Raw genomic sequence first — 24,885 nt, forward strand, 5'->3', positions numbered from 1 at the left:
TCGTGATCCGTTCCCGACCAGTTCGGTTGATCGTCGCGCTGCTCGCCGGTGCGCTGGTTCTCCCCGCGGTTCCGGCGCTGGCGTCGCGGGAGGTGACGCTGGAGATCCTGTCCGGCCGCCCGGACACCGCGACCGGCGGCGACGCGCTCGTGCATGTCGTTGCACCGGATGACCAGGTTCGCGTGACTCTCAACGGCAACGACGTGTCATCGGCGTTCATTGCTGACGGCGACGGTCTGACCGGACTGGTCGGGAATCTGCGGCTCGGTTCGAACCTTCTCCGGGCCGAGGCGGACGGGCGGCGTACGACGCTCGAGGTGCGGAACCACCCGCGGCAAGGGCCGGTGTTCTCGGGGCCGCACGAGCAGCCGTTCCTGTGTGAGACGGCCAAGTTCACGATCCCGGTGATCGGTGGCACGCTCGGCGCTCCGCTCGACGCGGACTGCACGGTCGCGCCGCGGGTCGACTACTTCTACCGGACCACCGCGGGCCAGTTCGCGAAGTGGCCGGCGGGCGCCACGGCGTACCCGGCGGATCTCGCGAAGACGGACTCCGGTGATCCGTTCATCGTGCGGATGGAGACCGGCAGCGCGAACCGGGCCGTCGTCCAGACCAGCATGCTGCACGACCCGCTGCGCTCGGCCGCACCGACCCCGACGCGGCGTTCGCCGAGCTGGAACGGCCGCGCGATCTTCACGCTCGGCGGCGGATGCGCCGGCGGCTGGTACCGGTCGGGTACGACGACCGGTGGGGTGACGGACGCGTTCCTGCTCGGCCGCGGGTACGCGCTGATGTCGTCCTCGCTCAACGTGTTCGGGCAGAACTGCAACGACCTGACCGCGGCTGAGTCCGCGATGATGACGAAGGAACTGTTCGTCGAGCACTACGGACGCCCGGACTTCACGATCGGCTTCGGCTGCTCCGGCGGCTCGTACCAGGCGCATCAGATCACCGACAACTACCCGGGCATCTTCGACGGCATCGTCGTCGGCTGCTCGTTCCCGGAGGTCGGGTTCGGCACGGTCTCGTTCATCAGCGACTCGTGGCTGCTCGACTCATACTTCACCAAGTCTTCGGTGCCGTGGACCCAGGAGCAGAAGCGTCAGGTGGCGGGCTTCCAGACGTACGCGACGCTGCCGAGTATGGCGGCGAGCGCCGCCCGGATCGACCCGCGGCAGAACTGCTCCCATCTTCCTGTGGTTGAACGCTACGACCCCGTTGCGAACCCACGAGGTGCTCGCTGCGACGTCTTCGATCACACGATCAACGCGTACGGGGCCGATCCGTCGACCGGGTTCTCGCGGCGGCCGCTCGACAACGTCGGCGTGCAGTACGGGCTGAAGGTCCTTCGGGCCGGCGTCATCACGCCCGCACAGTTCCTGGACCTGAACTCGTCGATCGGTGGCTTCGACGCGGACGCCAACCTGGTGCCGTCCCGGACCGTGGCGGATCCGCAGGCCACGCGGACGGCGTACCGGACCGGGCGGCTGACGAACGGCGGCGGCGGGCTGAAGGACGTGCCGATCATCGACTACCGGGCGTACTACGACACCCAGTCGTACGGCGACATCCACGTCCGGTACCACACGTTCTCGATGCGCGCCCGGCTGCAGAAGGCGAACGGTACGGCGGCCAACCAGGTGAGCCTGCTCGAGGACGCGACGTACGGACTGTTCAGCACCGCGAGCCCACTGCTGCAGCACGCCGTCGACTCCATGGATCGTTGGCTGACGCAACTGACCGCGGACACCACGTCGCGGCCGAGGATCGACAAGATCGTGGCGGCGCGGCCGTCCGAGCTGGTCGAGGGCTGCCGTACTCCCACGGGCTTCGTCGCGCAGCCGCTGAACCGGGACCCGGCCTCGCGCTGCGAGAAGCTGTTCCCGTCCGCGTCGTTCCCGCGCGAGGTGGCAGGTGCGGGCGTGGCGGCCGACGTGATCAAGTGCAAGCTGCGTGAGCCGGTGCGGTCGGACTACCCAGGCTTCACCGAGGCTGACTGGCAGCGGCTGCTGACAATCTTCCCCAGCGGCGTCTGCGACTGGTCGAAACCAGGCATCAACCAGCAGCCCCTCTCCGGCACCTGGCTCGCCTTCAACTGACCCACCTATCCACGCTTTCCCAAACACCCACCTGCCTACCTGCTTTGGCGAACGTCCTGCCTGCGGCGAGCTGCGCTTCGTCTCCAGCCGGCCTACCGATCTGCCGGCTGTTCACCCCGGGGCCTCGAGCCGGCCGACCGTTCGCCTCCGGCCGCGCCTGTGGGCCTGCTCTTCGCAGGCGGCTCTCGTCTGCATACCCGCTTTCGCCTCCCGTGTGATGTGATGTTTCCCCTTGTGGATAAGGGGTTCCGCGACTTTGTGAGTTTGCCGAGATGGACGATGTGACGTAGACTCAAACACATGTTCGAGTGTGATCTGTCCGAGTTGCCGACGGCCGACCTGCTGGAGTCGGCCGCCGCGCACCGCGCCGAGGCCAACCGCGCCGACGCGCAGCTGCTCGAACACGCCCAGGTCTACGCCGACCGCTTCCACCCAGATGTCTGCCCGGTGCGACTCAGCCGCCGCTCATGCGACGGCCGCGAACGCGCGATCGTTCTCGGCGGCGACGGCTGCCCGGAGATCGCAGAGTTCTCCATCGCCGAGTTCGCCGCCGTGCTCGGCATCTCACCGGGGGTGGGCGCCAAGCTGCTCGGCGATGCCCTGGCACTCCGGCACCGGTTTCCGTTCACCTGGGCCCGGATCCAGTCCGGCGACGCAACTCCGTGGAAGGCCCGCCAGATCGTCACCGCCTGCACGAAGCTGTCCCAGGAGGCCGCTGCCTACGTCGACCGACGGGTCGCGGCAATGATCGACACGATCTCGCCGTACCGGCTGGAAAAGATCATCAAAGCCGCCAAGTACCACGTCGCCCCCGACCTCGCGAAGGCCGAGGCCGAGGAGAAGGCCAAGGAGCGCGGTGTGTTCGTCGGCAACACCGACGAGCACGGCACCAAAACCATGTACATCAAGGCATCCTCCGGCGCGGTCGCCCGCAACAACGCCGCCCTCAACGCCATCGCCGACGCCCTCAAGACCTTCGGCGACCCCCGCACCCTCCAACACCGCCGCGCCGAAGCCGTCGACATCATCTCGGACCCCCTCTACACCCAAGAACTCCTAGCCCAGGCCCGCCGCGACACCCACGCCGCCCCCGCCGCCGACCTCGTCCCCGCCGGCACCAACGCTCCGACCGACGAACCCCCAACGGCCAGCCAAGCCCCCGCAGTCAACCCCGGGGACACCTCCAACGCCGGCCACTCGGCCACCGCGGACACCGTCAATTCACCTCCCGCGGCCACCGTGGTGCGGGCGGGGAGTGTGAGGCCCCACGTCGACCTGCGTGACGAGGACCTGCTGGATGACCGGACCGGGGCCTACGGCAACGAGCCTGCCCCGGACGACTGGGCCGATTGCGATGCACCCAGCCTCAGCGGCGGCGAACTGCCCGGCCCGCGCGACATCCGCTATCCCGAGGTGCTCGACCTCTCCGACCCCTTCGGCCCGTTCGGTTCCGGCCCACGAGCCAACCTCAACGACGCCGGCACCGACGACGACCAACCACCGGACGACGGTGCCCTGCGCGCACTACATGCTCGACTAGCGCAGATCAAACACGACGCCCACACCAGTCCCACCACCAGCGGACAGGTGCGCCCAGGCCAGACCGAGATCTACGTGCACCTGACCGACCACACCCTCGCCACCGGCACCGGTGTACTCCGCGCCGAAACCATCGGCCCACTGCTGGCCACCCAACTAACCGAACTCGTCGGCCACGGACCGTACACCGTGAAACCCGTCATCGACCTCAACGAGGCCGTCAGCGTCAACGCCTACGAGATCCCCACCAGAATCCGCGAACGAGTCAAACTCACCCACCCCGTCGAACTCTTCCCGTTCGGCACCCGCGAGACGACCAGTTCCGTGGACCTCGACCACCTCCGCCCGTACGACCCGCTCGGGCCACCAGGCCAGACCTCCACCACAAACCTCGTACCGTTGGGCCGGTTCGGTCACCGGGTGAAGACCCACGCCCGCGGCTGGAGCGTGCGCCGCGTCGACTACAAGACCGTCGAGTGGACCACACCGCACGGCTTCACCTTCCGCGTCGACCCCACCGGCACCCACCGAGTGGCGGACCCGTGAACGGTCAGCCCAGGCTGAACCGGAACCGATGCCTCCGCGGTTGCAGGTCGTGCGGCGGGAGGATCGGGGCACCGCTGGTTGGACTGCCTAGGCCGTGTTGCAGGGCGTCCAGGGTGATCCAGACGCGGTCGCCCGGCGTCAGATCGGCTGGGTGTTCTGCGGCGGCTAGGTCGGCGATGGTCCAGCGGCGTACGGTCAGGGCGAAGTGTGGGTCGCCGGTCAGGCGGAGTTTGCCGGCTGGGCCGGAGAGTTCGGCCCAGCGGACGTCGGCGCGGGCGCCGTTCTCCTGGGGGTACAGGTACGGGACCTGGAAGTCGTCGATCGTGCTTGTGTAGCGGCCGATCTGCGCTGCCGACCGGGAGTCCGGGTAGGCCTGCCCGGGGCCCAGCCCGAACCAGGTCAGGCCGTGGAATCCCGCCGGCACACCGAATGTCACCCCAAGACGAGCCCAGGGCACCATCCACTCACCCAACGGCTCGACGTCAACCTCCGCCGTCAGCCGCGCGCCGTCGGTCCTCCAGGTGTACGTCGTCTGCACCCGAGCGTCTGTTGCCGCAGCGCCGACCATCGTCACCACGGTCAGCGCGTCGTCGTACGGCTCCACCGCGATGGTCCGGTACCGCAGTCGATCCAGCCCGGCGTTCGCCCACCGGGTCTTCCGGTCCAGCGTCGTGGCATCCCAGGTCCGCGCGTCATGCTGCGTAGGAGCCCGCCACAGTTCCAGCGGAACATGCGCGATCGCCCACCCACCAAGCCCAACCAACCTCCCAGTCCGCCCGTCGAACCGCCCCGGACCGAGGAGGAGATCCCCAGCCCGGCCCCCGAGGCTGTGGGCTCGGCCGGGGGATTGCGGGGTGCCAACCCACTCGCCTCGCGGTTGCCCACCGGGGGCGTTGAGTTGGGTTTGGGTTGAGGCGAGTTCGTGGCAGGCGGGGGCCCAAGGGGTGGTGTTGGTGAGGACGGCGCGGATGGTCAGCCAGCGTTCGCGGTTCTGGAGTGGGGGGAGATCGGGGAGTTGGACGGTCGCGGACCGGCCGGCCGGGATGACCGGGAGGGTAAGTGGGCCGCGGGCAACTACCTCGCCCTCGTCGGCGATCTCCCAGTGCAGCGACAGGTGGGACGTGTCGAGTACGTCGTACCTGTTGGTGATCGTGAGGACGTCACCGGCGACGGACAAGCGCACCGGCTCGTAGACCTTGCGGACCTCCGCGAGCACCGGTTGCGGGGTCAGATCAGGGAACACCAGACCGTCGAGGACGTACGTACCGTCGTGCAGTTCCTCACCGAAGTCACCGCCGTACCCGTAGGAACCGTCCGCTCGCAGGATCCCGTGTTCCATCCACTCCCACAGGAACCCGCCCTGACACCGCTCGTACGTGTCGAACAGCGCCTCGTACTCCGGCAACCCACCAGGACCGTTACCTCCGGCATGTGAGTACTCGCACAACACGAACGGCATCGCACGCCGCCGCGCATCCAGCGCCGGATCCTCCAGCGGCTTCTCGGCGCGCTTCCCGATCGCCTCGACCTCGGCGTGCGACGCGTACATCCGGCTGTACACATCCACATCCGCACACGACAGATCACCCTCGTAGTGCAACGGCCGGGACGGATCCCGGTCCCGCGTCCACTCCGCCATCGCGGTCAGGTTCGACCCGACGCCGGCCTCGTTGCCCAGCGACCACATGATCACGGACGGATGGTTCTTGTCGCGCTCGACCGTCCGCCGCATCCGGTCCAGCGACGCGTCGAGGAACCGGGGGTCGTCGGCCGGGTTCCCCTTCCAGTCGATCAGCATGAACCCGTGCGACTCGTAGTCACACTCGTCCATCACCCAGAACCCGAGCTCGTCGCACAACTCCAGCAACCGGGTGTCCGGCGGGTAGTGGCTGGTCCGGATCGCGTTGATGTTGTGCCGCTTCATCACCAGCAGCTCTTCGCGCATCCGCTCAGCAGGTACGGCGCGACCGAACACGGGATCGTGCTCGTGCCGGTTCACCCCGTGGAACAAGACCCGCCGCCCGTTGACCCGCAGTACGCCGTCGACGATCTCCACCGTCCGGAACCCGATCCGCAGCTCCACCCGCTCACCGGGCAGCTCCACGACCGCGTCGTACAACCGCGGCACCTCGGCCGACCACGGCTCGATGCCCGGAATCGTCACCGTCTCCCCGCACGGCACCACTACATCCAGCGATGGGATCCGCACCACCGCACCCGGCGCCGACTCGACCATCAAGACACCGGCGCCGTCGACGTAATCCGCATGCACGAAGACGTCGGCGTCCACCGGGCGCGCGATCAGCGTGACGTCCCGAAAGATGCCCGGCAGCCACCACATGTCCTGGTCCTCGAGGTACGAACCGGACGACCACTGGTGCACGCGCACCGCCAGCACGTTCCGCCCCGGCCGCAGTACGCCGCCGACCGCGAACTCGGCCGGCAGCCGCGAACCTCGCGTCACCCCGAGCTCGACCCCGTTCAGCCAGACCCGGGCGCACGAGTCCACCCCGTCGAACCGCAGGACCGTCGACCCGCTCCACTCGGACGGCAGCTCGAAGACCAGCCGGTGGTCGCCGGTCGGGTTCTCGTCCGGCACGTACGGCGGGTCGACCGGGAACGGATACTTCTGGTTCGTATACGCCGGACTGCCGTGGCCGTGCATCGGCCACGAAGAAGGCACCGGCAACCAGTCCCACTCCGAGTCGTCGAAGTCCACCTCCTCGAATCCCGTCGCGCCCACCGAGGGAGACAACCGGAACCGCCACTGCCCGTTCAGGCTCAACCGAGGCGCGTCCGACCGGACGGCCGCCCGCGGCGGCAGCACGCCGTACCCAGGACCCGGATCTTCCCAGTAGTTCACGCGTCCTCCCGGATCCACACGGTCATCGGCCCGACGTCCCGGTTCGCCCAGGCGTAGTACGGGATGGCGGTCAACGTGCTGTCTCGCCCAGGTACCTCGACGGTGGTGACGCCGCCGAGCAGGTCGGGCTGCTCGCGTTCGACGAGCTCACCCGGGACGACTGCTGTCTGGTCGAGGACGACATCCGCGTCCTGCTGCTCGAAGCAGTACACCAACGGGCCGCGCTCGATCGCGATGCAGCCACGGATCGAGTCGATCCGCTCGTCGGGCGTCGTACGGCGGGCCGCGACCGGCAACTCCAGTACGACCTCGTCGCCCACCGCCCACACCCGCCGCAGCGGTCCTTCGAACCCGTTGACCGTCAGCCGATGGCTCTCCGCCCACGCCGGGATCCGCAGCCCGAGCGTCCAGGGCGTGTCCGGCGTCGACGTGATCCGCACGCGGACAGTCCCGTGCCACGGATACTCGGTCTCGATCTCGAAGCCGATCGGGCCCACGTTCACCGAGGCCGGCGCATACAGCTGCACCTGCACCCCGTCGTCGTCCGAGGTCGCGACCAGCTGATCCAGCGACGACAGCGTGCGCATCACGTTCGGCGGGCAGCACGCCGTACCGAACCACGGCTGCCGGCCACCCACCGCGGACCGCTGGTCGTCGGCGAAGGCGTTGTTCCGCACCTTCAACGTGTTCACGTAGAAGAACCGGTCACCGTCGAGCGAGACCCCGGAGATCACCGCGTTGTAGAGCGTCCGCTCGATCAGGTCGGCGTACTTGCTCTCACCCGTCGCGAGCAGCAGCCGCCAGCTCCATTGCACGCTGGCGATCGCGGCGCAGGTCTCGCAGTACGCCGCGTCCGGCGGCAGCTCGAACGGGTCGCCGAACGCCTCGCCGTACCACCTCGCTCCGACGCCGCCGGTCAGGTACGTCTGACTCTCGACCATGGACGACCACGTCGCCTGCAACGCGTCGAGCAGCTCGTCGTCGCCGGTCTCCACCGCGACGTCGGTCGCGCCGGACGCGAGGTAGAGCGCCCGGACCGCGTGCCCGGCGATCGTGCGGACCTCGCGCACCGGCAGGTGATCCTGGAAGTACGCCGGACCGTGGTGACCCGGGGGAGTGAGGAGCCCACGCCCGCGCGCCTCGACGAAGTACGACGCCAACTCCAGGTAGGCCGAGGTACTGGTCTCGCGGTAGAGCTCCACGAGCGCCATCTCGATCAGCGGATGCCCGTCGACTCCCTCCAGCCGTCCGGGGCCGAACGTCTTGCACAGGTGATCGGCGAACCGGCACGCCACGTCGAGCAACGTGCGATCGCCGGTCGCCCGGACCTGCGCCACGGCTGCCTGCAGCAGATGGCCCGCGCAGTACAGCTCGTGTCCCTTCTCCAGGTCGCCGTACCGCTGCCCGTCGAGCGCGAGCCGCGTGTAGGTGTTGAGGTACCCGTCGGGGTCCTGCGCGGCCGCGACCAGCGCGCTCGCGGTCGACTGCCGGCCGGCGAGGTCGGCCGACGGTTCGCGGGCCTGCTCCCAGGCGACGGCTTCGAGCCACTTGTAGACATCGGTGTCGGCGAACAGCTTCCCGGCGAAGGCGCCGGTCTGCTCGTCGGCGGCCCGGCGGAAGTTGCGGAGCGTGCCGACCTCCTCCAGCCGCTGGGCAGCGGCCGGGATGGTGGCGTCGCGGTTGATCCGCTGCCGCTCCAGCCAGAAGCCGCCGGTGATCGACGTGGTGCCGAGGGGGAGTGGGCGCAAAGGCATGGAGGCAAGGTAACCACCGCCGCGGACGTCGAGGCAAGACTTGGTGCAAACGATTGCGGCCACGAGAATCACTGAGTGCAAACGATTGCGGTTGATGGGCGTCACGCTCTTGACATCGGCTCGTAACCTCCGTGACCATGAGGGCCGGTCGTTCCATTCGGACGTGACTAGATATTCAGACTGCGCAGTTCAGCAGCCGCCCACCGCACCGATTGCGAGGCATGGACGATGACCGAAACTCCTCCAGGCGAATCCCCCGGCTGGTCCCGGCGTGGATTCGTCGGAACCACTGCGGCCGCCATCGGTGTCGCGTCGCTGGGGATCACGCCGACCGCGAGCGCCAAGACAGCTGCCGGCGCGAGCGTGAACGACGACCGGCTGCCCGCCTTCCCCGGGGCCGAGGGCGCCGGCAAGTGGGCCAAGGGCGGCCGCGGCGGCTCCGTGTACGAGGTGACCACGCTGGCCGATTCCGGACCCGGCTCGTTCCGGGACGCGGTCTCCGGCTCCGACCGGACCATCGTGTTCCGGGTCTCGGGCACGATCCAGCTGCAGTCGGGACTGAAGATCGCCGGCAGCAACCTGACGATCGCCGGACAGACCGCGCCTGGTGGCGGGATCTGCGTGGCGGGCTACGGCACCAACATCGCCGGCGGCGCGCACGACATCGTGATGCGCTACCTGCGGTTCCGGCTCGGTGACGAGAACGCGGTCGCCGACGACGCCTTCAACACCAACGTGCCCGGCTCGGTCAGCCCGGAGATCCGCAACCTGATCATCGACCACTGCTCGTTCAGCTGGGCGGTCGACGAGTGCCTCTCGCCGTACGGGAACTTCGACGTCACCGTTCAGTGGTGCATCGTCTCCGAGGGCCTCGCGCTGTCGGCGCACCCGAAGAACCGGCACGGGTACGGCGGGATCTGGGGTGGTGAGCGGAACACGTACCACCACAACCTGGTCGCCCACCAGGGCGGACGGCAACCGCGCTTCGGCTACACCGAGGGCATCACGCTCGAGGTCGACCACTACAACAACGTGATCTACGACCACGGGTACACCTCGGTGTACGGCGGTGAGTGGGCCAACGGCATCAACATCATGAACAACTTCTACAAGCCGGGCCCTACCACGCTCGACGAGGTCGCACCGGTCGTGGTGAGCGCGAACCGCGGCGGCCAGTGGTACATCGCCGGCAACCAGGTCGACGGCTACCCGGACGTCACCGCGCACAACCGCCGCGGCATCCGGTACCCGATCGGCGGCATCGTCGAGCTGGCCGAACCGCAGCCGATCCCGGGCCGTGGCGACCTGCAGACGGCGAGCAAGGCGTACGACGCGGTGCTCGCCGGGGCTGGTGCGATCCTGCCGAAGCGTGACGCCGCCGACGCCCGTGTCGTCGAGGAGGCCCGCACCGGCACCGGCCGGCTGATCAACTCGCAGAAGCAGGTCGGCGGCTACCCGGAGCTCGTCCAGACCGAGGCGCCGGTGGACTCCGACCACGACGGCATCCCGGACTGGTGGGAGAAGGCCAACGGCCTCGACCCCAACGACCCGTCCGACGCGCAGAAGATCGCGCCGAACGGCTACACCTACCTGGAGAACTACCTCAACTCGCTGGTGCCGGACCCGGTCGGCAACCCGGCCGTGCGGATCACCAGCCCGGCGCAGAACACGGCGCTCGCCGGCCGCACCGCGCCGACCGTGACGATCAAGGCCGATGCGTCCGCCGCGAAGGGCGGGCAGCTCGCCAAGGTCGAGTTCTTCGCCGGTGACCAGCTGATCGGCACCGCGACCCAAGCGCCGTACCAGGTCCAGTGGAAGAACGTTGCCGACGGCTCCTACTGGATCAGCGCGCGGGCCACCGACAAGAACGGTACGGCGACCCAGTCGATCGCGGTCCAGGTGCACGTCAACAAGCAGAACGGTACGACGGGCTGGACCTCGGCCGCGGTCGGGAAGCCGCCGGTGCCGGGCTCGGGCAGTCTGGACGGCGGGGTGCTGAGGATCAAGGGCTCCGGCCGGATCTACGGGCGGACCAGCAACTTCCACTACGTGTACCGCAAGCTCCAGGTGGGAGGGGTCGCGCAGATCACCGCGCGCCTCGACAAGATCAGCAAGATCGCCAACGGACTCACCGCGGGCCTGATGATCCGCGACTCGCTGGACCCGGCCGCGCCGTTCATGTACGGCGGGATCGGCTTCGGTGTCGCGGGCGGGTACGGCACGGTCAACGACAACGCGAGCGCTGCGCCGACCGCCACCGACGACGGCGGCATGAAGGCGCAGGCGATCCGGCTCCAGACCGACGGATCGGTGCCGAGCGTCGGCCCGTGGCCGTGGGACGACAGCTACCTGGACCCGACGAAGGTGTATTGGCTGCGGCTGCTCCGGCGCGAGCGCCCGCAGCAGTTCGGTGACGTCGAGTTCGAGGCGTTCATTTCGACGGATCAAGTCAAGTGGGACCGCTTCGGCTACGAGAAGCTCGTGATGCCGAGCCGGACCTTCTACATCGGTTTCGCCATCGACGGCGGCCGCCTGGACGACAACGGTCTCATCGACTACGGGACCGCGCAGTTCAGCAACATCACGCTCGAGCAGCAGTGAGGTAGAAGACATGTCAGAACGCATGATCGACCGGCGCAAGCTGCTGCAGGGCGGCCTCGGCCTCCTGGCCGTGGCAACGATCCCCGGCTGCGGCTTCTTCGACACCAAGCCGGCCGGGTCCGGCGCCCAGGCCGCCGCGGCCGGCGAGAAGGAATCGCCGATGCTGAAAGCCCTGGTGGACAAGGGCTCCCTGCCCCCGCTGGCGGACCGGTTGCCGAAGAACCCGCCGGTGATCAAGCCGCTCGCGGGTAAGGCGATGTACGGCGGAACCTGGCGGTCGGCGATGCTGACCCAGGAGGACACCCAGTGGCTGTGGTACGCGATGCGCTACGAGCCGCTGCTGCGCTGGAAGCCCGACAAGGTCGGCAAGCCCGGGTACGACGAGATCGAGGCGAACACCTGCGAGTACACGGTCGATGCCGAGAGCAAGGTCTACACCTTCACGCTCCGCGACGGGCTGAAGTGGTCCGACGGGAAGCCGTGTACGGCGGACGACATGATCTTCACGATTCTCGAGGTGCAGTGTGACGAAGGTCTGCACCCGGACGGTCTGTACGACGCGTTCACGTCGCCGGACACCGGCAAGATCGCGAAGGTCGAGAAGGTCGACGCGCGCACGATCAAGATGACCTACAGCTCGCCGCAGCCGTCACTGCTGGTCCAGATCGCCGACGGCATCTTCGAGCGTGAAGGCGCCTACGGGATGCTGCTGCCGAAGCACTACTTCCAGCAGTTCCACCTGAAGTACAACAAGTCCGCGAACGCGCTGGCGAAGAAGGCCGGCGTCGGCAGCTGGACGGATCTCTTCTCGCAGAAGCAGAACCCGTGGACCAACCCGGAGCAGCCGACACTGGCGCCGTGGAAGGTGACCACCGCGCTCGGCAAGGGCTCCGCGGTCACCCTGACCCGGAACCCGTACTACTGGAAGGTCGACGACCAGGGCCGCCAGTTGCCGTACATCGACAACTGCCGCGTCGAGGTCGTCCAGGACGCCCAGGTCGAGCTGCTGAAGGTGATGAACGGCGAGTTCGGCATGCAGTACCGGAACTTCGGGACGCCGCAGAACAAGCCGGTCGTCGCGTCGAACCGGGAGAAGGGCGGCTACAAGATCTTCGAGGTGCCGACCCAGCTGACCAACACGATGGTCCTCGGCCTCAACATGACGCACAAGGACCCGGTCAAGCGGGCGCTGTTCGCGAACAAGGAGTTCCGGGCCGGTCTCTCGCACGCGATCAACCGCAAGGAGGTCATCGACGCGGTCTACGCCGGTCAGGGTGAGCCCTGGCAGGGCGCGCCGCCGAAGGACTCGCCGTACTACAACGAGCAGCTGGCCACGCAGTTCCTGGACTTCGACGCCGCGAAGGCGAACCAGCACCTGGACGCGGCCGGGCTGACGAAGAAGTCGCCGGCCGGTAAGCGGCTCGGCGCGGACGGCAAGCCGGTCTCGGTGGCCGTCCTGGTCAGCGAGTCGTTCCCGGACCATGTCGAGGCGATCGAGTTCATCAAGAAGCGCTGGGCCGCGGTCGGGATCGAGCTGCGCACCCAGGCGGTCAGCGAGGACCTCTACAAGGAACGGGTCAAGGGCAACGATCACGACGCCGGGACCTGGACCTGCGGCACGTTCGTGCTGCCGACCGGCACCGGTGGCGACCACTACTGGGTGCCGACCAACGACGGCAGCGCGCGGTACGGCATCGGCTGGGCGCAGTGGTACCAGTCGAAGGGCGAGGAGGGCGTGAAGCCGCCGGCCGAAGTACAGAAGCAGATGGAGCTGTTCACCCAGGCGCGGCAGGAGCCGGACCCGGCGAAGACGCTCGACCTCGGCAAGCAGATCCTGCAGATCGCCGCCGACCAGTTCTATTACATCGGGATCAGCTCGGTGCCGAACACGTACGGCGTCGTGAAGAACGACTTCCACAACGTGCCGGACAAGATGAGCGAGTCGGTCGCCCCGGGCATCGTCCACCCCGAACAGTTCGCGATCGGTCAGTAATGCTGCGGTTCGTGGCCCGGCGGCTGGTCTGGATGGTCATCACGCTGGCGGCGATCTCGTTCGTCACCTTCGTGGTCATCAAACTGCCGCCGGGCGACTACACCACCACGGTGATCGCGAACGCGGAGGCCCGCGGCCAGGACATCCCGGACTCGCAGATCGCCGAGCTGAAGCGGCACTACGGGCTCGACAAGCCGTTCATCGTGCAGTACCTCACCTGGATCAAGGGCGTCGTACTGCACGGTGACCTCGGACAGTCGTTCGCCTGGAACCAGTCGGTGGCCAGCCTGATCGGCAACCGGGTGCTGCTGTCGATGATCCTGTCGATCGCCAGTCTGCTGTTCGTCTGGGCGATCGCGTTCCCGATCGGCATCTACAGCGCGCTGCGGCAGTACTCCGGCGGCGACTACATCGCGTCGTTCCTCGGCTTCATCGGGATGGCCGTCCCGGAGTTCATGCTCGCGCTGGTGATGATGTACGTCGGGTTCCGGTACTTCGGCCAGAGCGTCGGCGGACTGTTCTCACCCGAGTACGCCGACGCGGCCTGGAACCTGGGCAAGCTGCTCGACCTGATCTCGCATCTGTGGATCCCGATCGTGGTGGTCGGCGTCGCGGGGACGGCCGGGCTGATCCGGATCACCCGGGCGAACCTGCTCGACGAGCTGCACAAACCGTACGTCGCGACCGCCCGGGCAAAGGGGCTGCCGGAGTGGAAGCTGCTGCTCAAGTACCCGGTCCGGATGTCCCTCAGCCCGTTCTTCAGCACCGTCGGCTGGCTGCTGCCCGGCCTGATCAGCGGCGAGACGATCGTGTCGGTCGTGATGAGCCTGCCGACCAGCGGCCCGCTGCTGCTCGGGGCGGTGAAGAGCCAGGACATGTACCTGGTCGGCAGTTTCGTGCTGATCCTCAGCACGCTGACGGTGATCGGCACGATGCTCAGCGACCTCGCACTGGCCTGGTGGGATCCGCGGATCCGCACCCGGTTCCAGAAGGGATAGATCCGCATGGTCCAGCAGACCGAGGTGATGGCCACCGGTCCTCAGCACGAGGCCCAGGAGGAGGTGGTGAAGAGCCTGCGCGACCACGGCGCGCTGCCGCAGTGGCGGCTGATGTGGCGGCAGTTCCGCCGGCACCGGCTGGCGCTGATCGGGTTGATCGTGCTGATCCCGATCTACTTCATGGCGGTCTTCGCCGGGTTCTTCGCGCCGTCGAGCGCCGACACCGCGCACACCGAGCTGCCGTACGCCCCGCCGCAGCGGGTGCACGTCTCGGCGGAGCACGGAATGTTCGTGTACGGGTACTCGTCGACGCGAAACCAGGAGACCTTCGAGCAGACGTTCACCGTCGACAAGTCGAAGATCGTCGACGTCGGGTGGTTCGTCCGCGGCGACGAGTACTCGATCCTGGGCCCGATCAAGTCGAACATCCACCTGATCGGGCCGACGAAGGCCGGCGAGGCGTTCTTCCTGGTCGGCGCCGACCAGTCCGGCCGGGACCTGCTGTCCCGGCTGATCCACGGCGCCCGGGTGTCGCTGTCGATCGGTCTGGTCGGGGTGTTCGCGAGTTTCGTGCTCGGCATGCTGATCGGCGGCATCTCCGGCTACATGGGCGGCACGGTCGACAACATCATCCAGCGGATCATCGAGTTCATCATGTCGGTGCCGACGCTGCCGCTGTGGATGGCGTTGTCGGCGGCGCTGCCCGGCAGTTGGGGTCCGTTGACGCGGTACTTCGCGATCACGGTGATCCTGTCGCTGATCGGCTGGACCGGACTGGCGCGGGACGTCCGCGGCCGGTTCCTCAGCTTGCGCGAGGAGGACTTCGTGATGGCGGCCCGGCTCGACGGCGTCAGCCGGACCGGGATCATCTTCGGCCACATGGTGCCGTCGTTCGCCAGCCACATCATCGCGTCGATCTCGATGGCGGTACCGCGGATGATCCTGGCCGAGACCAGCCTGTCGTTCCTCGGTCTCGGTCTGCAGCCGCCGGCGGTCAGTTGGGGTGTGCTGCTCGAGGGCGCGCAGAACATCCGCGCGGTCGCCACCGCCCCGTGGCTGCTCACCCCGGGCCTCGCGGTCGTGGTCGTCGTACTCGCCATGAACTTCGTCGGCGACGGTCTCCGCGACGCCGCGGATCCGTACAAGTGAGGACTCTGTGATGCAACCTTTGTTGGAAGTGCGCTCGTTGAGGACTCACTTCGAGCTCGGCGACGGTGTCGTGAAGGCGGTCGACGGCGTCAGCCTGTCGGTGCCGCGCGGCCGCACGCTGGCCGTGGTGGGGGAGTCCGGGTGCGGCAAGAGCGTCACCGCGCGCTCGATCCTGCGGCTGGTGGAGAAGCCGGCCCGGATCGTCGGCGGCGAGATCCTGCTCCACCCCGACTCCGACGGGGAGCCTCTCGACCTGCTGGCCGCCAAGGACAAGCGGCTGCGCCAGGTCCGGTGGGCCGATATCGCGATGGTGTTCCAAGAGCCGATGGCCTCGCTCAGCCTGGTGCACACGATCGGCGACCAGATCGTCGAGGCGGTCCGCCTCCACGAGAACGTCGGCAAGCAGGCCGCCCGGGAACGCGCGATCGAGATGCTCGGCCGGGTCGGGATCCCGGACCCGCAGCGCCGCGTCGACTCGTACCCGTTCCAGCTCAGCGGCGGTATGCGGCAACGGGCCATGATCGCGATGGCGCTGTCCTGCCGCCCGCGGCTGCTGATCGCGGACGAGCCGACGACCGCGCTCGACGTCACCACGCAGGCGCAGATCCTCGACCTGCTGCAGGATCTCCAGCAGGAGTTCGGGATGGCGATCATGCTGATCACCCACGACCTCGGGGTCGCGGCGCAGGTCGCCGACGAGGTCGCGGTGATGTACCTCGGCGAAGTCGTCGAGCAGGGGCCCGCGTCCGCCGTACTGAGTCAGCCCAAACATCCTTATACACAGGCACTTGTGCGTTCGGTGCCGCGGCTCGGTGCGCGGGGGCAGGAGCGGCTGGTCGCCGTACGGGGGACTGTGCCGCCGCCGTACGAGCGTCCGACCGGATGTCGCTTTCACCCGCGGTGTGACGCGTTTATGGCGGGCAAGTGCGACGTGACTGTGCCCACGAGGGTCCGCAGCGACGAGATCGACGTCGCCTGTCTGCTGTACGGCGAGGAGAAGTCATGACGTTGCTGGAGACGCGCGGACTGACCATGCACTTCCCGCTGCACGGCGGGTTCCTCGGGCGGAACCGCGGCTTCGTGAAGGCGGTCGACGGTGTCGACCTGTCGATCAAGGCCGGCCGGACGCTCGGACTGGTGGGTGAGTCGGGCTGCGGCAAGACGACCCTCGGCCGGTGCATCGTCCGCGCGTACGAGCCGACGTCGGGCAGCATCATGTTCGACGGTGTCGACCTGGCGCCGCTGAGCGAGAAGCAGCTGAAGCCGTACCGGGCGCAGGTCCGGCTGATCTTCCAGGACCCGCACTCGTCGCTCGATCCGCGCAAGACGCTGCGCGACATCATCGCCGAGCCGCTGCGCGTACAGGAGTCGGGTTCGCGCGACGAGATCGACGACAAGGTCGCCGCGTTGCTGCGGCGCGTCGGGCTGCGGGCGGAGTACGCGCACCGCTACCCGCACGCGTTCAGCGGCGGCGAGCGGCAGCGCGTCGTGATCGCGCGGGCGCTCGCCACCGAGCCGCGGCTGGTGGTCGCCGATGAGGCGGTCAGCGCGCTCGACGTCTCGGTTCGGGCCCAGATCCTCAACCTGCTGCGCGATCTGCAGGAGGAGTCCGGCCTCACCTACCTGTTCGTGTCCCACGACCTCGGCATCGTCGAGCACGTCGCCGACGACGTCGCGGTGATGTACGTCGGCAAGCTCGTCGAGAGCGCGTCGACCGAAGAGCTCTACTCCAAGCCCCTGCACCCGTACACCGAGGCGCTGCTGAGCGCCGTACCGGATCCCGACCCCGCCTCGCGCGGGCAACGCGAGCGGATCAAGCTGCTCGGCGAGATCGCGGATCCGTCCAAGGTGCCGGCCGGCTGCCCGTTCCATCCCCGGTGCGGGTACGCCGAGGCCCGGTGCAAGACCGAAGTCCCGCAGCTGCGCGAGATCGGTGGCCGCAAAGTCGCGTGCCACTTCGCCGAGCAGCTCGACCTGAAGGGTGTCCTCACGGCCACCACCGCCCCGTAAGAGAGGTCTTCTCATGTCCGAAGGAAACATGTCCCGTCGTGGACTGTTACGCAATGGCGCACTGATCGGTGGACTGGCCGCGTTCGGCGGTGCTCTGCAAACGTCTCCCGCGGCCGCCAGTTCGACGAGTGCGATCCCGCGCGCCGCCGCGCAATCCACGGCTGGAGTCGTGGACATCCCGAACAAGTACAACGTGCCGTTCTCGGTCGCCGACGACGAGCTGTTCGTGTTCGCCGCCAACTTCAAGCCGTTCGAGCTCGGCGGCAACGACGACGGGCGGGAGGCGCACCGGTACTTCGACGCCGTGTTCGGCGACGCGATCCGCGCCAAGTTCCCGAACATCAAGGTCAAGTACGCGACCTGGGACTACCCGATCCGCTACGAGGACATCGCCAAGGCCGGCCGGGTGCCGGACCTGATCCTGGAGGACCCGCGGCTGCGGATCGACCGGGACCTCGAGCCGCTCGGCTGGACGCAGGACATCACCTCGCTGATCCAGGGCGCCGGTATCGACCTCAGCACGCTGAACGTCGGCTCGGTCGAGCAGATCAAGTCCCGCTCCGACGGCGGCCTGTACGGCGTCCCGCTGTGGATCGACGAGAGCCTGCTCTTCTACAACAAGAAGATCTTCGACAAGTTCGGCGTCCGGTACCCGGGCGTCGGGTCGACGTACGACGACGTCTACAAGCTGGCCCAGAAGCTCACGCGACAGGTCGGGATCGACCACTACAAGGGCTACATGCAGCACCCGGACAACTACCTCGCGATGAATCAGCTCGGGCTCTACCCGTTCGTGCCCGGTTCGAGCGAGCAGCCGGCGCCCGAGGACGTCAAGGTCAACCTGACGAGCGCCGAGTGGAAGTCGGTCGCGAACAACCTGCACCGGTTCCTGATGATCCCGCGGAACAACTTCACCACGGTGGACGACTTCTTCAAGGGCGACATGAGCTTCCCCGGCCACCTCGCGATGGCCGTGAACAACCTGTCGAAGCTGAACGCGTACGCGCTCAGCTCCTACTACATCGAGGAGGACGACGCCGCGCAGTTCGCCGAGTGGGCGAAGAGCGTGCAGATCGGCGTCACCTCGATGCCGGTGCTGTCCCGCGGCTCGAAGACGATCTACCAGCCGGACACCCGGGCCGCGTTCATCCCGCCGCAGTCGCAGCACAAGGACCAGGCGCTCGACGTGGTCAAGTACCTGGTGTCGGAGGAGATGCAGACCCGCATCTCGTCGTACGGCATGAAGGCGGTGCTGAAGACCGACGCCGTCGTGAACGCGTTCGGTACGGCGATCCCGGAGCTGGCCGCCATCGACACGTCGGCCGTGTACTGGGGCGAGAACGCGGTGATCAAGAACTACCAGAACACCGAGTACTGGGACATCCCGCTGTACAAGGTGTTCCGGCAGCACGTCCTCAAGGACGGCATGGACGTCGACTCGTCGCTGCTGGTCACCGAGACGCAGGACATCCCCGACTACATCAAGGCGCAGGTCGCCCGCGGACTGACGTGGTGATGGCATGGTGAACGACCCCAGGTTCGACGGCCGCATCCGCGAGGGTGCGGCCCTCCTGCCCACCATTCATCCGGGCGACAGCCACGCCGCGACGCTGGTCGAGACCGCTGCCGGTGACCTGTTGTGCGCCTGGTTCAACGGCCCGGGGGAGGGCGAGCCGGACACCAACATCGTCCTGTCCCGCCTCCCCGCCGGATCGGACACCTGGACCGAGCCGGTGCAGCTGTCGTCCGACGCCCAGCGCTCCGAACAGAACCCGCTGTTGTTCGTTACTCCGGGCGATGACGTTTGGTTGCTGCACACGTCGAACGAGCCGCATGATCAGTCGACCTCGCGCGTGATCCGCCGGGTGTCGCACGACGGCGGACTGACCTGGGAACGGTCCGAGGTGCTGTTCGACCACCTCGGTTCGTTCATCCGCAACCCGGTGGTCGTGCTGAGCAACGGCGACTGGCTGCTGCCCGCGTACGACTGTGACAAGACCGCCGAGCGGACGGTGCTCAAGCTCAGCACCGATCGCGGCGAGACGTGGTCGACGGTGGAACTGCCGGACGCGGTCGGCCAGGTGCAGATGAGCGTCGTCGAGCTGTCGCCCGGCGAACTCGTCGGGTACTTCCGCAGCCGCGCCGCCGACCGCATCCACCGGTCGGTGTCGAAGGACAACGGCCGCACCTGGACCTCGCCGGAACGCACCGCGCTGCCGAACAACAACTCGGCGGTCCAGGTGCTCCGGCTGGCCGACGGCCGGCTCGTCCTGGTGTTCAACGACTCGTCGGCGGAGCGCGACCAGTTCCGCTGGGTCGACGACGGCAAGGGCGGCGTACGCCGGAAGACCCTGCGGACCCCGCTGACGCTGGCGCTGTCCGAGGACGACGGCGCCACCTGGCCGTACTGGCGGAACCTGCAGGTGCAGGACGAGGAGTACCGCGACAACGAGTTCGGCTACTCGTACCCGACGTTGCTGCAGACGCGGGACGGGCAGCTGCACGTCGCGTACTCGTACCTGCGCAAGACCATCAAGCACGTGACCCTGGCGCCCGAGTGGATCCAGGCAGGAGACCGATTGCCATGAGTATCGAGAAGTGGGGCCTGCACGAGCTCACGCTGTCCGGGCCTTCCGAGGGCAACCCGTTCGCCTTGGAGTTCCAGGTCACCTACCAGTTCCGGAACCGGATGGTCACCGTCGACGGCTTCTACGACGGCGACGGTGTCTACCGCGCGCGGTTCTCCCCGGACCGCGAGGGGGAGTGGTCGTACATCACGTCGAGCTCCGCTCCTGAGCTCGACGGCCAGTGCGGGACCTTCGTGTGCTCCCCGCCGGGGCCCGGGAACCACGGGCCGGTCGACGTACTCGGCAAGCACCACTTCTCCTACACCGACGGCACGCGGTACGACTGCGTCGGCACGACCTGCTACCACTGGACGTACGAGACCAAGGAACTCCAGGAGCTGACCCTGGAATCGTTGCGCTCGGCACCGTTCGACAAGGTCCGCATGTGCCTGCTGCCCACGGACGGGATGCGCCCCGAGCGCACCCCGTTCGCGGGCAACACGCCCGGCTCCGTCGACGTCGAGCGGTACGACCCGGAGTTCTTCCGGCACTTCGAGTCCCGCGTCGCCGACCTCCTCGGGCTGGGCATCCAGGCGGACCTGATCCTGTTCCACCCGTACGACCGCGGCGTGTGGGGCTTCGACCGGATGAGCCCGGCGCAGGACGCGGCCTATCTGCGGTACGTCGTCGCGCGGCTCGCGGCGTACCGGAATGTCTGGTGGTCGCTGTCGAACGAGTACGACTTCAACCGGCTCAAGACCATCGCCGACTGGGATCGGCTGCTGCAGCTGGTGCAGCGGTACGACCCGTACCAGCGGCTGCGGTCGATCCACAACGGGACCAAGATGTACGAGGTCTTCACGCCGTACGACTTCGGCAAGCCGTGGATCACCCACCAGAGCGTGCAGCACTGGGACGGCGCCGAGGTCGCCGCCTGGCGCGACTGCCCGAAACCGGTGGTGATCGACGAGATCGGGTACGAGGGCAACGCCGGCCGCCGCTGGGGCAACCTGACCGCGGACGAGATGGTGCACCGGTTCTGGCAGGGCATGTCGCTCGGCGGATACGTCGGGCACGGCGAATCGTTCGTCGACCGCGAGACCCGCGCATGGATCTCGATCGGCGGCCGGCTGTACGGCGACAGTCCGGAGCGGATCGACTTCCTCCGGGCCGTGTTCGCCGGGCTGCCGCGGCAGTCCGACGGTGAGGTCGACGCGGACCGCTGCGTCCTGCACTACCTCGGCGACCGTCAGCCGTCCGCTGTCGAGCTGGACCTGCCGGACGGCTCGCCGTTCCACTTCGACCTGATCGACACGCGGGCGATGACCATCACCCCGCTGGCCGAGTACTCCGGCCCGAGCCACATCCCACTGCCCGCCACCCCGTACCTCGCCCTGAGAGGGACCCGATGACGTCAGTAGCACGCTGGGACGTGCTCGAACTACCTGTGCCCGGTCCGGGCGGCGTCCTGTTCCGCCACACGTCCGGCGCCACCGCGTACGCCGCACCGTTCCAGTCGGGCGACGAGTGGATCGTCCGCTACAGCCCTTCTCTGGAAGGAGTTTGGTCGTACGATGGCGGTACTCTGGAGTGCACGCCCGCGACCTCGCGTGGTCCCGTCCGTCGCTCCGGCACCACACTGCGCTGGGCGGACGGAACGCCGTACCACCCACTCACGACTGCCTGGTTCGGCGACCCGCAGCAGTGGGCCGCCGCCCGCCCGGCGCTCGCCGCCTCGCCGTTCAATCGGGTCCGCCTTCGGATGTCGGAGGCCGCGGAGCAACAGGTCCGCGACCTGCTGGCTGTCGACATCGTCGCCGACCTGGTCCTGCCGATGGACGAGGCCGTCGTCCGCGACGCGGTGAACCGCCTGGCCGCGTACCGCAACGTCAACTGGTGCTTGTCGCCTGAGCCTGGCACAGCAGCCTCTGCCGTGCGGCGGCTCGCTGAGCTGATCGCCGAGCTCGACCCCAGCCACCACCTGATCTCGATGCATGAGGCAACCGACCCGGGACCGCCGTGGCTCACACACCTGAGCGTCCGTCTCGAGAACCTCCGCGGTGTGTCGGTCCTGCGCCGCGACTACGCCAAGCCGGTCTTCGTCGACGCCTGCGGCCACGAAGGCAACGGCACGACCCCGGACACCAGCCTCCACCCGGAAGAGATGCTGACTCGCATCTGGGAAGGCACGGTGCGCGGGGCCTACGTGACGCACGGCGAGTGGTACGTCGACCCGTCGTCGGTGAGCGTGGTGCCCTGGTCGGACGGAGGCAGCCGACCCACTGGCGTCGTCGCGCAACGGCTGCGGCTGTTGCGGGAGGTGCTGGACGAGCTGCCCGACGGCGTGGAGCCGATCGACGACTACCGTGACGCTCCGACGCTCGCGGTGCCCGGCTCGTACTACCTCCAATACCTCGGAGAGCACCAGTTCCCTGACCGCACGTTCTCCTTGCCCGAGGGCGAGTACGACGTCGACGTACTGGACGTGTGGAACCACTCGGCACGCCGTACCCGCGAGAGCGTCACGGGTGCCGGCACGTTGACGGTTCGGCTGCCCGGCACGCAGTACCAGGCCATTCAGATCCGCCGGACCTCCTGATGCCCGCGCTCACGTCCGGGTCACGCCAAGCCTCGTTGCGTCGCACACCAGACGGTGTGGTGCTGGAGCTCGGTCTGGCCGACGGTCCGCTCTACCTGGAACGCCCGCTCGGCGATCTCCTCACCTGCTCGGCCGGTCGCCCCTGGCAGCCCAGCCCACTGACGTCTCCCGACGGATGGTGGATCTCGCGGCGGCCAGGGGAGCACCGGGCGGGCTGCCGGACCGGGCCGCTCGCGGTCGAGGTGCGGTTGGCGTTCGACGACGGCGACCGGCTGGACGTCGAACTCCGGTGGCGCAACACCAGCAAGCAGCGCGTCGCCGACCTCGCCGTCGGACTGCTGCTCGACCTCGGCCGGGCGAAGGACAGTCAGCTCACCGTCCCCGGCCTGATCTACAACGACAACCCGTCCGCCGACCCGGCCCGCGCCGTACCGCGCATCGGCCCCACCCCCGGCGGCGGCTTCGTCGCCGAAGAGGACCGGCTGCCGATCCCCGGCGTCAACCTCGAATGGCGCGATGGCCGCGAACGCCGTTGGCTGTCCGTCTTCTCGCGCCCGCAGGCACGGCGCTCCGGCGACGGTCAGGTCCGGTACGGCTCGCTCGGCGCGATCCGGCAGGACGGGCCGGTGATCGCGGCTCTCAGCGGCGTACTGATGTTCGACGGCAAGCAGGACGTCCGCTACGTCAGCAAGGCCGAGACCGAGACGACCGACGACGGGTACCTGACGCTGCGGCCCGGTGAGGTCTACACCCAGCACCTGGTCCTGGACTGGGGACCGCAGGAACTCCGCGGGCACGCGTTCCGGCACCTTGTCGAGAGTGCCCGCACGCTCTTCACCGCCGCCAGCGCGCGCGGTCTGGCTCTGGACGAGTTGATCAGCTTGAAGACGGTTGCCTTGGACAACCGGTGGTACCAGTCCGGGACCGTGGCCGGGTACACCAAGTTCAGCGACATCCCGGGCAACGGGCCGCGCAAGCCCCGGCATTTCCTGTACGGCTGGACCGGTCAGGCGCTGAAGCTCGCGTGGTGTGACGCGCAGATCGGGTTCAACACCCGGGACCGGCTGCGCATCGACCGCTGCCGTGCGGCCGTCGAGTTCTACCTGGCCGGTAGTCCGACGCCGACTCCTGGCCTGCGTCACAACGCGTACCAGGTCAGCACCCGGCGCTGGACCAGCTTCCGCGCCGGCAACCGCCCGATGGTCTCCAGCCGAGCGTACGGCGAGACGATCAGCGACCTCGCCGACGTCATCACGCTCTTCCGCGACCACGACGAACCCGTCCCGCCGTCCTGGCTCAACGCCCTCGAAGAAGCGATGATCTTCCTCCGCGGCACCGCCCAGTTGGCTGACGGAACCTTTCCGGTGGGATGGCGACTCGACGGTACGCCGGCCGCGACGACGGTGTCCGCGGCGGGTATCCCGTGCGTACTGGCCGCTCTCAAGGCCTCGTCGGTGCTCGCCTCCGCCGAGCTGTTGTCGGACGCAACGATCTGGCTGTCTCGGTATCACGACCAGCATGCGCGTACCTTCGATCGTCCGTTCTCTCGCTCCACGTTGGACGCGGCGTGCGAGGACAAAGAAGCCGGCATGTACTACTTCATGGCCGCCTACGAGCTCTTCCGCCGCACCGGCGACCCGCTCTACGCGACCTGGTGCGAAGTCGCTGCCGATTGGCTTCTTACCTGGGTGTACGTCTGGTCCCCGGAACAGGAGGAGGACTCGCCGCTGCACGTCGCCGGGTTCAACGCGATCGGGTGGCCGACCGTCAGCGTCCAGAACCACCACCTCGACACCTTCTTCCCGACGTACGAACTCCTGTCCTTCGGCCTGACCACCAACCGCCCCGCCTACGTGAAGGCTGCCCGCACCACCCTCCAAGCCCTCACCCAAGGCGTCGCGACCGCTCCGAACGACTGGAACTTCCCCCTGCCTGGCGAGCAAGGCGAAGCCGTCTTCCAAACCCACTGGCAACGCCGAGGCCACACCAACACCTGGAACCCCAGCTGGGTCATAGCCATCCCCCTAACCAACGCCCTACGCACCCAACCCCTCCAATGACCGACTACCTGATCACGGACTACGTTGAGCGTGCTGGGGCGGACTGTACGGCGGCGATTGCGGAGGCGATTGACGCGTGTGCGATGACTGGCGGGCGTGTGGTTGTG

The 24,885-nt window shown here is 68.1% G+C and carries 15 protein-coding genes; 13 read left to right on the top strand and 2 right to left on the bottom strand.

The window, feature by feature from the left end; all coding sequences use genetic code 11:
* Nucleotides 1-2: 2 nt before the first annotated feature.
* Both E0H92_RS28910 and E0H92_RS28915 read left to right on the top strand, forming a co-directional pair.
* Entirely contained in the window at nt 3-2,099 is a 2,097-nt protein-coding gene (locus tag E0H92_RS28910) for a DUF6351 family protein (protein ID WP_202873893.1), read from the top strand.
* 300 nt (nt 2,100-2,399) lie between these two features.
* Nucleotides 2,400-4,184 (top strand): DUF222 domain-containing protein, encoded by a 1,785-nt coding sequence (locus E0H92_RS28915; protein WP_131498494.1) that lies wholly within the window; start codon nt 2,400-2,402, stop codon nt 4,182-4,184.
* Nucleotides 4,185-4,188: 4 nt separating this feature from the next.
* Here E0H92_RS28915 and E0H92_RS28920 read toward each other — a convergent pair whose 3' ends face one another.
* On the bottom strand, nt 4,189-7,047 hold the full coding sequence (locus E0H92_RS28920; RefSeq protein WP_131498495.1) for a glycoside hydrolase family 2 TIM barrel-domain containing protein: 2,859 nt from the start codon (nt 7,045-7,047) through the stop codon (nt 4,189-4,191).
* Nucleotides 7,044-8,801, bottom strand: a complete 1,758-nt coding sequence (locus E0H92_RS28925; protein WP_131498496.1) for a glycoside hydrolase family 127 protein — start codon at nt 8,799-8,801, stop codon at nt 7,044-7,046. The genes E0H92_RS28920 and E0H92_RS28925 overlap by 4 nt, the downstream gene beginning before the upstream one ends.
* Before the next feature lie 228 nt (nt 8,802-9,029).
* Between E0H92_RS28925 and E0H92_RS28930 the strand changes: the two genes are divergently transcribed.
* The 11 genes from E0H92_RS28930 to E0H92_RS44330 are packed head-to-tail and all read left to right on the top strand — an operon-like array spanning nt 9,030 to nt 24,778.
* Nucleotides 9,030-11,402, top strand: a complete 2,373-nt coding sequence (locus tag E0H92_RS28930; protein WP_131498497.1) for an Ig-like domain-containing protein — start codon at nt 9,030-9,032, stop codon at nt 11,400-11,402.
* A 10-nt stretch (nt 11,403-11,412) separates the two neighbouring features.
* On the top strand, nt 11,413-13,395 hold the full coding sequence (locus E0H92_RS28935; RefSeq protein WP_131498498.1) for an ABC transporter substrate-binding protein: 1,983 nt from the start codon (nt 11,413-11,415) through the stop codon (nt 13,393-13,395).
* 11 nt (nt 13,396-13,406) lie between these two features.
* On the top strand, nt 13,407-14,393 hold the full coding sequence (locus E0H92_RS28940) for an ABC transporter permease (protein ID WP_238173647.1): 987 nt from the start codon (nt 13,407-13,409) through the stop codon (nt 14,391-14,393).
* A gap of 6 nt (nt 14,394-14,399) precedes the next feature.
* Nucleotides 14,400-15,542 (top strand): ABC transporter permease, encoded by a 1,143-nt coding sequence (locus E0H92_RS28945; protein ID WP_238173648.1) that lies wholly within the window; start codon nt 14,400-14,402, stop codon nt 15,540-15,542.
* A gap of 28 nt (nt 15,543-15,570) precedes the next feature.
* Nucleotides 15,571-16,548 (top strand): ABC transporter ATP-binding protein, encoded by a 978-nt coding sequence (locus E0H92_RS28950; protein ID WP_238173674.1) that lies wholly within the window; start codon nt 15,571-15,573, stop codon nt 16,546-16,548.
* Entirely contained in the window at nt 16,545-17,552 is a 1,008-nt protein-coding gene (locus E0H92_RS28955; protein ID WP_131463474.1) for an ABC transporter ATP-binding protein, read from the top strand. The genes E0H92_RS28950 and E0H92_RS28955 overlap by 4 nt, the downstream gene beginning before the upstream one ends.
* A gap of 13 nt (nt 17,553-17,565) precedes the next feature.
* Nucleotides 17,566-19,068: an ABC transporter substrate-binding protein gene (locus tag E0H92_RS28960; protein ID WP_131463475.1), complete on the top strand. Its 1,503-nt coding sequence runs from the start codon at nt 17,566-17,568 to the stop codon at nt 19,066-19,068.
* A 4-nt stretch (nt 19,069-19,072) separates the two neighbouring features.
* Complete coding sequence (locus E0H92_RS28965; protein WP_131463476.1) at nt 19,073-20,140, top strand: sialidase family protein; 1,068 nt, start codon at nt 19,073-19,075, stop codon at nt 20,138-20,140.
* Nucleotides 20,137-21,531 carry a DUF5060 domain-containing protein gene (locus E0H92_RS28970; RefSeq protein WP_131463477.1) on the top strand — a complete coding sequence of 465 codons (1,395 nt, stop codon included), beginning with the start codon at nt 20,137-20,139 and terminating at the stop codon, nt 21,529-21,531. Before E0H92_RS28965 ends, E0H92_RS28970 begins: the two co-directional genes overlap by 4 nt.
* Complete coding sequence (locus E0H92_RS28975; protein ID WP_131463478.1) at nt 21,528-22,718, top strand: DUF5605 domain-containing protein; 1,191 nt, start codon at nt 21,528-21,530, stop codon at nt 22,716-22,718. The genes E0H92_RS28970 and E0H92_RS28975 overlap by 4 nt, the downstream gene beginning before the upstream one ends.
* A complete protein-coding gene (locus tag E0H92_RS44330; RefSeq protein WP_165550088.1) occupies nt 22,718-24,778 on the top strand; it encodes a hypothetical protein in 2,061 nt (686 codons plus the stop codon). Before E0H92_RS28975 ends, E0H92_RS44330 begins: the two co-directional genes overlap by 1 nt.
* The last annotated feature ends 107 nt before the right edge of the window (nt 24,779-24,885 follow it).

Source organism: Kribbella speibonae, from assembly GCF_004331375.1.
Taxonomy (GTDB): domain Bacteria; phylum Actinomycetota; class Actinomycetes; order Propionibacteriales; family Kribbellaceae; genus Kribbella; species Kribbella sindirgiensis.